Origin of the sequence: Methylobacterium trifolii (genome assembly GCF_022179685.1) — a bacterium.
GTDB classification, from domain to species: domain Bacteria; phylum Pseudomonadota; class Alphaproteobacteria; order Rhizobiales; family Beijerinckiaceae; genus Methylobacterium; species Methylobacterium trifolii.
This window is the reverse complement of sequence record NZ_BPRB01000396.1, coordinates 1-1,680: the sequence shown is the minus strand read 5'-3', so window position 1 is coordinate 1,680 and position 1,680 is coordinate 1. Positions and strand designations below refer to the sequence as shown.

2 protein-coding genes are annotated in these 1,680 nt (G+C 51.1%); both read right to left on the bottom strand.

What is annotated here, in order from left to right; translation table 11 throughout:
- A partial coding sequence (locus COGEMETH_RS25120; protein ID WP_373875431.1) for a hypothetical protein occupies positions 1–1,282 on the bottom strand: 1,282 nt, incomplete at its 3' end.
- Positions 1,283–1,497: 215 nt separating this feature from the next.
- On the bottom strand, positions 1,498–1,680 hold a 183-nt coding region (locus tag COGEMETH_RS25115), incomplete at its 5' end, for a DUF4113 domain-containing protein (protein WP_238185386.1).

The following is a 1,680-nucleotide window of genomic DNA, read 5'->3' as shown; positions in this document are numbered from 1 at the left end:
CATTCCCTTGGTTGCCGAAGAGGTTGTCTCGACCTTGGTTGCCCTGGATAAAGTCGTCGCCGCCGAGGCCCATGATCGTGTCGTCGCCGCCGGCCCCATACAAAGTATCGTTGCCTCCTGCCCCTGACACGCTATCTGGCCCCTCAGTACCGGTCTGCGTGATTGGGTCGTCAACCGTGGGTCCAGGCGGGGGAGGCGGGGGCAAAATGCTACGGAACGAAATCGACTGCGTCCCCGCATTAACAACTGCCTGAATATTCGATTGGCCGGATATTATCAGCGTTGCATCGATAGAACCATTGCCATCCGCATCTATCAACAACTGATTGCTATTGTTAATAGTTGCTCTTAACCCTGCTGTTGCGTCTTCGACCACGATGGTGTCTTGGAGATCAGATAGATTGAGCAAATCACCGTTCAGTCGTGCTGTCGGCCCTTCGATGCTGTCGGCGCCCATTCCGCCATCGATTGTATCAGCTCCCAGCGAAACAAAAATACGGTCGCTTCCGCCGCCTGCGTTGTAGTCAAACGGGCCGGCCAGCGCGTCACCGTTGAAGGTTTCGTTGTACGACGTTCCAACAAATCTCGCAGAGCTATTGTTCGGAAAAATGGATACCGGCCTTGCAGCATCATCTGTGAACGTATTACCAGCAGGAAGAATAGTGCCGAAATTGACGTTAGTGCCAAATGTCGCAAAAGCGACCGAGGAACCAATGGCTTCGCCAAAGGCATTGCCAGATATTACGAAATTGTCTGACTCGGTAACAATGTGATTACCATTGTTGTCGAACTTATTTCCTGAGACCGTTCCGCTACTTCCTCTAACAAAATATGCACCTTCCGACCAATCGCGAACTGTATTGTTAGTGAAAGCAAAACCGGTCGCCGTGCCGGATAAGGTAAGCGGTCGACTCTCGGCACCATTTATTCCGACGCCCTGCAACAAAGTGTTGCTTACGGATACATTGTTGGCGGTGACTTCTAATGCAGTCGGATAATCGTTACCTAGCGGGTTGCGCGGGTCAACACCCGAGATCTCCAAACCATTTATAGTAGCCCCGTTGGCAGTTACGTATATCCCACCAGTAACGTTGGCTTGTGCGTTTCCATTATTTGGGCTTGCCTGTGGTCCAATTAATGTAACGCTTTTGTTCAAATCAACTGTTTCGTTGTAATTACCAGCAGCAATTGTGATTGTATCTCCATTGTTTGATGCATTTATAGCTGCCTGTATGGTAGCGTAATTAAATCCAGGACCAGTGCCGACTGTCAATTGAGCCATGATAGCGCTCTCCCTATTTTCTTTAACGAATCAGGGATAACCCAGTTTGCGCAATGTGTATATATAATTACAAAATTGTCCTCGCTCTATCAAAGCTTGGCAGTTTATGTCATATACATATGTTCAAATCCGGCGCCTTTTTCACCGGGCCCTCTACTACGTAGTTGAGCTACGTAGGTGCTGTGTCTCCTAGTAGACATTGATTTGGATATTGATTAAGCGTCTGCTCGCGCCACCGGCAGTTCCCCGACCTGGGTGGTATAGCGCGGCGACCGCATCTCGAACTTCGTCGTCCACTCCCGTTTCTCGACCAAGCCAGCCTGCCCAGGCACTACGGCGCCCCGACCCCAGCGCGCGTTGCAAGCGTCGATCGCCGCCATCAGCGGGCCGGACCGCTC